Origin of the sequence: Streptomyces sp. NPDC098789, assembly GCF_044759975.1 — a bacterium.
Lineage (GTDB): Bacteria > Actinomycetota > Actinomycetes > Streptomycetales > Streptomycetaceae > Streptomyces.
In genome coordinates this window covers 1-9,197 of sequence record NZ_JBIWAJ010000049.1, presented here as the reverse complement: position 1 = coordinate 9,197, position 9,197 = coordinate 1, and the positions used below count along the sequence as shown (strand labels likewise).

Below are 9,197 nucleotides of genomic sequence, written 5' to 3'. Positions count from 1 at the left end.
CGACGCGACCGCAGGGAGCGCCCTTGACAGGTCGCCCCGGCGCGGAGAGACAGTGGAACTGACGGGCAGCCCCCGGAACCCCACCGACCCCGCCCACCCGAAGCACCCGCCAACCACAGCAAAGCCGCACACCCCGACCCCGCCCACCCGAAGCCAAGGCACACGCGGCGAAGCCGCGCCCTCTCAGGTCCACTGCTGCGTCGGCGACTTGCCTGCCAGGGGCTTGCCGATCAGGGCCAGGGCTGAGAAGAAGTTGACCTGGCCGATCGCCATCGTCAAGGTGGCGAGCGCCTTGGGGTCGTACTGGTCGGCCGCTCGGGCGTAGAGCTCGTCGGGGACGCGTTCACCCTGGGGGTTCGGCAGGATGACCGCCTCGACCAGCTCCAGGGCCACCCGCTCGGCCGGGGTGAAGAACGGCGCGTCCCTCCAGGACGCTACGGCCGTGATGCGCTCCTCGGACTCGCCCGCCTTGCGCAGCAAGGTCGAGTGCATGACCGTCAAGTAGGTGTTGGCGACGATCTGGCCCGCCCGCAGCTGGATCAGTCCGATCGTGGAGCGCGGCACCGAGCGGTTGCCCGTCGCCTTGAAGAGCGCGCCGGCGATGGTCGCCAGCTCCGGGATCAGCTCGGTCGGATCGGACATCCGCGAGCCCACGGTCTGCTCCACATCGATCTTCGCGTCCATGGCGTTCCCCTCTCACGGTGGCGGCCGCGCCACCCCTCTCGTCGTCTGCACACCTCTGACGGATCTCGACGGACGGATGTGACAGGTCTGCACAGAAATCTCGCGGCTGGTCCTGGGACCCGTTCCGCGGCTAGTTCGAGAAGCCCGCTGTCACGAGGTCCACGACGCGCTTGCGCTGGAGCGCGCCGGGGGCTTCGGACCGGGGGTTGAGGGCGTAGACGAGGTGGCGGTGCAGGTCCTTCGTGGCGAACATGCCGCTCGTCCAGGCGGTCCCGCTGGAGCCCGTCTTGCCCCAGACGGTGACGCCGCCCGGCAGGTCGACCTTCATCAGGCCGCCCGCGCTGAAGCACGCGGCGGGGGTGAGGCAGGTGTTGGTCCTGGCGCCCGGGACGGCCGGGACCTCGAAGAGGGTCGCCTGTTGGGCCGGGGGCAGGAGGCGGCCGCGCAGCAGGGCCGTCTGGAAGCGGTCGAGGTCCGGCGCGGTGGAGACGAGGCCGCCCTCGGCCCAGAAGTGGGCCACCTGCGGGTCGGTGGAGAGGCCCGTGTCGCGCAGGCCCAGGGGGCGCAGGACGCGGCGCTGGAGCTCCTCCGCGTAGGTGCGCCCGGTGACGCGCTCGACGAGGAGGCCGAGGACGAAGTAGTTCAGGCCGTTGTACTGCTGTTCGGCGCCGGGGGCCGGGGTGTGGGCGTCGGCGGCGAAGGAGGCGGCGACCAGGGCGCGCGGGTCGCCCGGTACCTGGGCGGCCATCGGGAAGTCGCTGGTGTGGTCCAGGAGTTGGCGGACGGTGACGGCCGCGTACGCGGCGGGGAGCAGCTCGGGGAGGTGGCGGCGTACGGGCTCGTCGAGGCCGATGCGGTGTTCGGCGACGAGCTGGAGGACCACGGCGCCCGTGAAGGTCTTGCTGACGCTCCCGATCGGGAAGCGCGCGTCGGCGGCGACCCCTGCGGCGGTACCGGTCCACGGCGTGCGCAGCCCCCCGCCCGCCACCCGGACGAGGCCGCCCGCGGTGACGTCGTCCGGGAGCCGGCCCAGCAGGTCGGCCACCGCCGCGGGGTCGTAGGCGGGCGCGGCGGTGGCCTCCTTCGGCGCCGGGGCCGCCATCGCCGCCGGGGCGGCCGCTCCCGCGGTGACGGCGGCGAGGACGAGGCCGGCGACGGCCAGCTGGCGGAACCTGCGCATGGAATGCTCCCGGGGAGGCGTGGAGACGTGGAGGGTCGAGGCGTTGAGGCGTGGAGGGTCGAGGCGTTGAGGCGTGGAGGGTCGAGGCGTTGAGGCGTGGAAACGTGGATGTCTTCCGCGACGCCAACTCTGCTGGTCGGGAGCTGTGTTGCCCATGGGTGATCTCCCTACCGCGACCCCGAGACCCCGCCCGGCCCGCCTCAGGGGTCAGGCGTCGAGGCTGACCGGCATCAGGAGGGAGAAGGTGTCGGTGTCCTCGGTGGTGGGGCGCAGGACGACGAGGGGGGCCTTGGGGCCGACGTACTCCAGGACGAGTTCGTCGGCGGCGAGGGCCTCCAGGAGGTAGCCGGGGTTGACCCCCACCCGCTCGCCGGTCGGCTCGTCGTCGCCGCCTACGACGGTCACCGCGTCCGCCGTCAGGACGAGGGTGCACACGTCCTCGGCGTGGTCGGCGAGCGCCCTGCGCAGGGCCGGGACGTCGAGGGGGATCCGGCGGCCCTCGGGCAGCCGGGTCAGGCGCCGGTAGTCGGGGAAGTCCTCGCCGAGGCCCTGGCCCGCGGCCTCGCGCCCCTGGGTCTCCAACTCCACCCGGTCGCCCGCCACGGTGAGGCGGGCCGGTGTGTCGTCGTCGGTCAGCAGGGCGCGCATCGCGTCGACGAGCGGGGTGGGCACGGTCACCTGCACCCGTTCGCCGTCGTGGCCGGTGGTGGCGGTGCGGGCGACGGCCATCCGGTAGCGGTCGGTGGCCACGACGTGCAGGTCGCGGCCCTCGATGTCGAAGAGGACCCCGCCGAGCAGCGGGAGCTCGGGGTCGCTGCCGACGGCGAAGCGGACGGCGTCGAGTGCGGCCGCGAGTGCGGCGGCGGGCACGGTCAGGCGGGCGGTGGTGGTCACGGAGGTCCCCTTGGGTGCGAGTAGCGCTCGTATCGTGGAGAACTCCGTGCGCGCCTCGGTGAGGCCGCGCTCCAGGCGGCGCAGATGGCCGTCCAGCAGGCTCGGCACCAGCCCGGTGTCCGCGCCCGACCAGCCCGCGAGGACGAGCCGGATGTCCGCCAGGGGCATCCCGGCCCGGCGCAGCCGGGCCAGGACGCGTGCCTCGTCGAGCTGCTCGGGCCCGTACCAGCGGTATCCGGTCGTCGGGTCGACCCGTGCGGGCATCAGGACGCCCGCACGGTCGTAGAACCGCAGGGCGCTCACGCCCAGGCCGCTGTCCCGCGCCATCTCGCCGATGCTGCGCATGACGCGCACCTCGCGCATGTCGCGCATGTCGTTCTCCACGCCCCTGACTGTGCGACCTCCACCAGGTCGAGGGTCAAGTCTGCGGGCGCCGGTGCGTCAGCGGGGTCGGCGGGTCAGTGGCCCGCGGGGGCGGCGCCGACCTTCGGGGCCTTCGGCAGGCCGGTCTCCAGGGCGGTGCCGGTGCCCGCGAGGGAGCTGTCGGTGGCGTGGGCGGAGGTCTTGGCGGCCCCGGCGGCCACGCCGACGGCGGTCTTCACGTCCTTGACGGCCCCGCTCGGGTTGTCGACGATCTCGCCGAGCCGCGCGGTGATCGGCGGGCCCTGCGGCGTCGTCTGGTCGGCGGCCTGGGCGAGCCCGGGGGTGAGGGCGAGGGCGGCGCCGCCGGAGAGGACCAGGGCGGCGAGGGTGCGCTTCATGGCGTTCATGCCCCGCCCAACGACCCCGGCCGCCGCGGGTCACCCCGGCTCACCCCGCCCGCCCCGGGGGCGCCGCGGCCGTTGACGGGCCGGTCGCCCGGGCCGTTGACGGGCCGCCGGTGGCGGGTTCCGTGGCTCCGGCGGCGCCTCGATCGCCGGCGGGGCGTGAAAAGCCGGAGCCGCTCACGGCCGGAGACGCGGGATCCGGTCAGTCGGTGACGACCAGCGACGGGGTCGCCTTGGTCAGGACGTGGCCGCGGAAGAAGGCGGGGCTGCGGCGTTCGGTGACCAGCATGACGATCAGGCCCAGGAGCAGCAGGCCCACGCCGATGACGAAGACGCTGCCGACGCCGAGGACCGTGGAGCCGGACCCGTAGGACGGGTTCCACATGTCGATCAGGGTCTTGCAGAAGACGGTGGCCAGGAGCAGCCCGCCGGCGACCGGGAAGACGCCCTTGAACAGCAGGTCGCGGGTGGAGCGGCGCAGCTCGCCGCGGAAGTACCAGGCGCAGGCGAAGGCCGTCAGGGAGTAGTAGAAGCAGATCATCAGGCCGAGCGCGAAGATCGTGTCGGTGAGGACGTTCTCGCTGATCAGCGTCATCACGGTGTAGAAGGTGCCGGTCGCCGCGCCCGCCATGACGGTCGCGCGGCCGGGGGTCTTGAACCTCGGGTGGACCTTCGCGTACGCGGGCGGCAGGGCCTCGTAGGTCGCCATGGCCAGCACCGTGCGGGCGACGGGGATGAAGGTCGTCTGGAGGGAGGCCGTCGCCGAGGCGAGGACCGCGATGAAGAGCAGGACGCCGAGGCCCGGGCCCATGACCGGGCCGGCCAGGGCGGCGAAGACATTGCCGGAGGTCTCGGGGTTGCCGAGGCCGAGGCCCTTGTCGCCGGAGCCGACGGCCATCTGCGCGACGATGCCGGTGGCCAGGTAGGAGCCGACCAGGACGACCATCGCGATGAGCGAGGCGCGGCCGGGGGTCTTCGCGGAGCCGGTGGTCTCCTCATTGGTGGCCAGGCAGGCGTCCCAGCCCCAGTACATGAAGATCGAGAGCGAGAGTCCGGCGGTGAAGGAGGCCATGGATTCGACCGCGAAGGGGTTCATCCACTGCCAGGAGAAGTCGAGCCCGGTGTCGAAGGTCCCCGCGGAGGCCTTCTGGAGGGCCATCGCGACGAAGACGGCGAGCACGACGAGCTGGAGGCCGACCAGGGTGTACTGGATGCCCTTGGTGGCGGTCATCCCGCGGTAGCTGATGGCGGTGGCGACCGCGATCAGGCTGAGGCAGGTGGCGATGTGGACGAGTTTGTTGTCGTCCAGGGCCGCGAGGCCCGGATCGCCGGTGATCTCGCCCGCGAGGAGCCAGAAGTAGGAGGTGGCGACGCCCGCCAGGTTGGAGAGCACGATGATCGTGGCGATCACCAGGCCCCAGCCGCACATCCAGCCGACGCGGGGCCCGAAGGCCTTGACGGTCCAGGTGAAGGAGGTGCCGCAGTCGGGCATCGCCTTGTTCAGCTCGCGGTAGGCGAAGGCGACGAGCAGCATCGGCAGGAAGCCGGCCAGGAACACGGCGGGCATCTGGACGCCGACCTCACCGGCGGTGGAGCCGAGGGTGGAGGTCAGGCAGTAGACCGGGGCGACGGTGGAGATGCCGATGACGGCGCTGCCCAGGAGGCCCACGGAGCCCTTGCCGAGGCCCTTGCCGCGCACGCCGCCGTCCGGGCCCGCCGTGCCGGCGGCGCCGCTTACCGTGTCTGCGACCCGAGGCCGAGCGTCCAGCTGTGTCATGTGAAGGGACGTTAGACGGTGCGGTTTCCACATCCGGAGGACATAAGTCCGGTTCGAAGGTCCCGGAACTCCCTTTGAATCTTGAGGTCAATAGACCGGTAGATCACTTAATGAAAGGTTCACGGTCCCGCCGATCATCGTTTCGGCGGGACCGGATGTCGTCTTTCGGCATGCGGAAACCGCAGCCATGTCCGATATGCCGGACTTCAAACTTTCCCGACCAAGTTTTGGTCAAGCCCGGTCAAGCGTGCCTCAAGTCCACACGATGGACTGGATCTCGCTGTAGGCGTGCAGCGCGTACGAGCCCACGTCCCGCCCGACCCCGCTCCGCTTGAAGCCGCCGAACGGCGCCTCCATGTTGCGGCCGATCGTGTTCACGCCGACCCCGCCCGCACGCATCCGCCGCGCCACGCGGAAGGCCCGCGCCGCGTCCCCGGACCACACGTAGTGCAGCAGCCCGAAGTCGCTGTCGTTGGCCAGCGCGATCCCCTCCTCCTCGTCGTCGAAGGGGACCACCACGACCACCGGGCCGAAGATCTCCTCCCGGACCACCCGCATGTCGTTCGTGCAGTCCACGAGCAGCGTCGGGGCGACGTAGAAGCCCTTCCCGTGCGGCCCCACCACCGGGCGCTCGCCGCCGTGCGCGACCCGCGCCCCCTCCTTGCGGCCCAGCTCGACGTACGACTCCACCCGGTCCCGGTGCGCCGCGGAGATCACCGGGCCGACCACCGTGCCGCGCTCGCCCGGGTCACCGACCTTCATGAACCCCAGGTAGCCGGTCAGCTTCTCGACGAGCTGGTCGTGGATCCCGCGCTGGGCGATCACCCGGGTCGGGGCCGTGCAGATCTGGCCGCTGTAGAAGGAGAAGGTCGTCCCGATCCCCCTCACGGCCGCGTCCAGGTCCGCGTCGTCGAAGACGACCGCCGCGCCCTTGCCGCCCAGCTCCATCAGCTGCCGCTTCATGGTCCGGCCGCAGACCTCCGCGATCCGCTGCCCGACTCCCGTCGAACCGGTGAAGGACACCATGTCCACGTCCGGCGCGTCCACGGCCGCCTCGCCGACCTCCACCGAGGTCCCGTTGACCACGTTCACCACCCCGGGCGGCGCACCGGCCTCCTGGAGCGCCGCCGCCATCTTGAACACCGACAGCGGGTCCTGCGGAGCGGGTTTGACCACGACCGTGTTGCCCATCGCCAGCGCGGGGGCCACCTTGCCCGCCGGGTTGGCCCACGGGTTGTTGTAGGAGGTGATGCAGGTGACCACCCCGACCGGCTGGCGGATCTCCAGCGCGCCCAGGACGCTGGCCGCGCCCATCGGGCCGGCCTCGGTGACCTGCGGCGGCAGACCCCGCTCGACCGGTTCCATGGCGCCCCGCGCGTACCGCCGGAAGCGGGCCACCCCGACCCCGACCTGCATCCCGCGGGCGATGCCGGTGGGGGCTCCGGTCTCCGCCTGGGCCAGGCGCGCCCACGGCTCGTACTCCCGCTGCATGATGTCCGCGGCCCGGTCCAGGATCGCGGCCCGCTCCTCCGGCTTCGTGCGCGACCAGCTCGCGAAGGCGTCGCGGGCCGCGGCGGCGGCCTCGTGGACCTGCTGCCGCGAGGCCTCGGGGGCCAGGCCGACCACCGACTCGTCCGCCGGGTTGATCACCTCGTAGTGGCCGCCCGCGGGCGCCACCCACTCGCCGTTGATCAGCAGCTGTTGCGGATCCCGCGCCGCGCGCGCCCCGTCCGCCCCCTGCGCCCCACGTGCCTCGCTCAACGCGTGCTCACCGTCCTCGTGTCCCGGCCCGACCGGAGCACGATCCCCGGCACGGCCCCCGTCACTTCGTCGTCGCGGATCGTCTCCACCCCGTTGACCCGGACGGACACGATGCCGATCGCCCGCGAGTCCAGCCGCGGGCTGTCCCCCGGCAGGTCGTGCACCAGCGTGGCGGGCCCCGCCTCGATCCGCTCCGGGTCGAAGAGGACCAGGTCCGCGTGCCAGCCCTCGGCGATCCGGCCCCGCTCGCGCAGCCCGAACAACTGGGCCGGGTCGTCCGTCAGCATCCGTACCGCCTGCTCCAGCGGCACCAGCTTGCGCCCGCGCAGGCAGTCCCCGAGGAAGCGGGTCGTGTACGGCGCCCCGCACATCCGGTCCAGGTGCGCGCCCGCGTCCGAGCCGCCCAGCATCACGTCCTCGTGCTGCCAGGTCTCCTGGCGCAGCGCCCAGCTCGCCGGGTCGTTGTCGGTCGGCATCGGCCACAGCACGGTGCGCAGCCCGTCGACCGCGCAGATCTCCACCAGGCAGTGGAAGGGGTCCTGGCCGCGCTCCGCCGCGATGTCGTTGACCACGCGGCCCGAGAGCCCGGCGTTCTCCTCGGTGTAGGTGTCCCCGATGACGTAGCGCCCGAAGTCCGCGAGGCGCCGGAAGACCCCGGCCTCCTTGCTGTCGGCGCGGCGCAGCATCTCGGCCCGTACGTCCGCGTCGCGCAGCTTCGCGATGCGCTCGGGCACGGGCAGGCCGAGGACCTCGCCCCAGCCGGGGATCAGGTTCAGCGCGCAGAAGGTGCCGAGCGACATGTTCATCGGGGTCAGGATCGGCATGGTGAGCGCGACGATCCGGCCGCCGGCCTTACGGGCCCGCTCGCTCGGGAGGAGCTGGCGCGGCACCCGCTCGGGGACGGAGGCGTCGATGGTCAGCACGTTCCAGTTCAGCGGCCGCCCGGCGGCGGCGCTCATCTCGACGAAGAGGTCTATCTCGTCGTCCGCGAACTGGTCCAGGCAGCCCGCGACGATCGCTTCGAGCTGGGTGCCCTCGTGTTCGGCCACCGCCCGGGAGAGGGCGAGGAGTTCCTCGGGCCGCGCGTGCCGGGAGGCGACGGGGGCGCCCGCGCCGTCGGAGTGGGTGGCGGACTGGGTGGTCGACAGGCCCCAGGCGCCCGCGTCCATCGCGTCGTGGAACAGGTCCAGCATCTGCTGCATCTGCTCGGGCGTGGGCTGTCCACCCACCGCGTCCTCGCCCATGACGTGGCGGCGCAGCGCGCAGTGGCCGACCATGAAGCCGGCGTTGACGGCGATCCGGCCGTCGAGGGCGGCGAGGTACTCGCCGAAGCTGGACCAGCTCCAGTCGACGCCCTCCTCCAGGGCTTTGAGGGCCATGCCCTCGACCTTGCTCATCATCCGACGCGTGTAGTCGGCGTCCTCGGGGCGGTCCGGGTGCAGGGGGGCCAGGGTGAAGCCGCAGTTGCCGCCGGCGACGGTGGTGACGCCGTGGTTCATGGAGGGGGTCGCGTACGGGTCCCAGAAGAGCTGGGCGTCGTAGTGCGTGTGCGGGTCGATGAACCCGGGGGTCAGGACGAGGCCGTGCGCGTCCTCGCTGGTCCGGGCCTCCTCGGTGACGCGGCCGGGCTCCGCGACGACGGCGATCCGACCGTCGCGTATCCCGACGTCGGCGACGTGGGCGGGGGCGCCGGTCCCGTCCACGACGGTGGCGCCCTTGATCAGGTGGTCGAGCATGACGTCCCTTCCTTGGTCTGCGACCCTGGCCGCCGAAGCCGGCCCCGCCCGGGGGTACCTCCCAGCGGTAGCTGGGGGAGTTTGAGGCACGGGCCCGGCGGAGCCAATCCGGCCTCGCCGGCGTTTGAGGCGCGGGTCGGGGCAGCGCCCCCGGTCCCCTTCCAGTCGGGCCTGGCCCAATCCAGCCTCGCCCGGGGGCCCCTCCCAGCGGTAGCTGGGGGAGTTTGAGGCACGGGCCCGGGCGGAGCCCCTGGCCCACTTCAGCCTCGCCGGCGTTTGAGGCGCGGGGTCTGGGGCGGAGCCCCAGGAGCCCCGCAGGGGACAACGGCCCTGGCGGGCCGCCCCCGGGGCCCCCCGGCCCCGCGCCGCACACCCCCGGGGGGGAGGGGGGGGGGGCG

Annotated in this window: 7 protein-coding genes; all 7 read right to left on the bottom strand. The window is 72.8% G+C overall.

Translation table 11 applies throughout. The features are described from left to right. Positions 1-183: 183 nt before the first annotated feature. A complete protein-coding gene (locus tag ACIQWR_RS41165; protein WP_404021222.1) occupies positions 184-684 on the bottom strand; it encodes a carboxymuconolactone decarboxylase family protein in 501 nt (166 codons plus the stop codon). A 130-nt stretch (positions 685-814) separates the two neighbouring features. Next, positions 815-1,864: a serine hydrolase domain-containing protein gene (locus ACIQWR_RS41160; protein ID WP_404021219.1), complete on the bottom strand. Its 1,050-nt coding sequence runs from the start codon at positions 1,862-1,864 to the stop codon at positions 815-817. Positions 1,865-2,071: 207 nt separating this feature from the next. After that, positions 2,072-3,130 carry a MerR family transcriptional regulator gene (locus ACIQWR_RS41155; RefSeq protein WP_404021224.1) on the bottom strand — a complete coding sequence of 353 codons (1,059 nt, stop codon included), beginning with the start codon at positions 3,128-3,130 and terminating at the stop codon, positions 2,072-2,074. Positions 3,131-3,216: 86 nt separating this feature from the next. Beyond that, positions 3,217-3,528, bottom strand: a complete 312-nt coding sequence (locus tag ACIQWR_RS41150) for a hypothetical protein (protein WP_404021216.1) — start codon at positions 3,526-3,528, stop codon at positions 3,217-3,219. 199 nt (positions 3,529-3,727) lie between these two features. Then, positions 3,728-5,302 carry an APC family permease gene (locus ACIQWR_RS41145; protein ID WP_404021214.1) on the bottom strand — a complete coding sequence of 525 codons (1,575 nt, stop codon included), beginning with the start codon at positions 5,300-5,302 and terminating at the stop codon, positions 3,728-3,730. Positions 5,303-5,554: 252 nt separating this feature from the next. Then, on the bottom strand, positions 5,555-7,063 hold the full coding sequence (locus tag ACIQWR_RS41140) for an aldehyde dehydrogenase family protein (RefSeq protein WP_404021211.1): 1,509 nt from the start codon (positions 7,061-7,063) through the stop codon (positions 5,555-5,557). Then, entirely contained in the window at positions 7,060-8,799 is a 1,740-nt protein-coding gene (locus ACIQWR_RS41135; RefSeq protein ID WP_404021209.1) for an amidohydrolase family protein, read from the bottom strand. Before ACIQWR_RS41135 ends, ACIQWR_RS41140 begins: the two co-directional genes overlap by 4 nt. Positions 8,800-9,197: the final 398 nt, after the last annotated feature.

Excerpts from the sequence above, each read along its gene's own strand:
- ACIQWR_RS41165 (WP_404021222.1), bottom strand. The coding sequence starts at position 684 with ATGGACGCGAAGATCGATGTGGAGCAGACCGTGGGCTCGCGGATGTCC.
- ACIQWR_RS41160 (WP_404021219.1), bottom strand. The coding sequence starts at position 1,864 with ATGCGCAGGTTCCGCCAGCTGGCCGTCGCCGGCCTCGTCCTCGCCGCC.
- ACIQWR_RS41155 (WP_404021224.1), bottom strand. The coding sequence starts at position 3,130 with ATGCGCGACATGCGCGAGGTGCGCGTCATGCGCAGCATCGGCGAGATG.
- ACIQWR_RS41150 (WP_404021216.1), bottom strand. The coding sequence starts at position 3,528 with ATGAACGCCATGAAGCGCACCCTCGCCGCCCTGGTCCTCTCCGGCGGC.
- ACIQWR_RS41145 (WP_404021214.1), bottom strand. The coding sequence starts at position 5,302 with ATGACACAGCTGGACGCTCGGCCTCGGGTCGCAGACACGGTAAGCGGC.
- ACIQWR_RS41135 (WP_404021209.1), bottom strand. The coding sequence starts at position 8,799 with ATGCTCGACCACCTGATCAAGGGCGCCACCGTCGTGGACGGGACCGGC.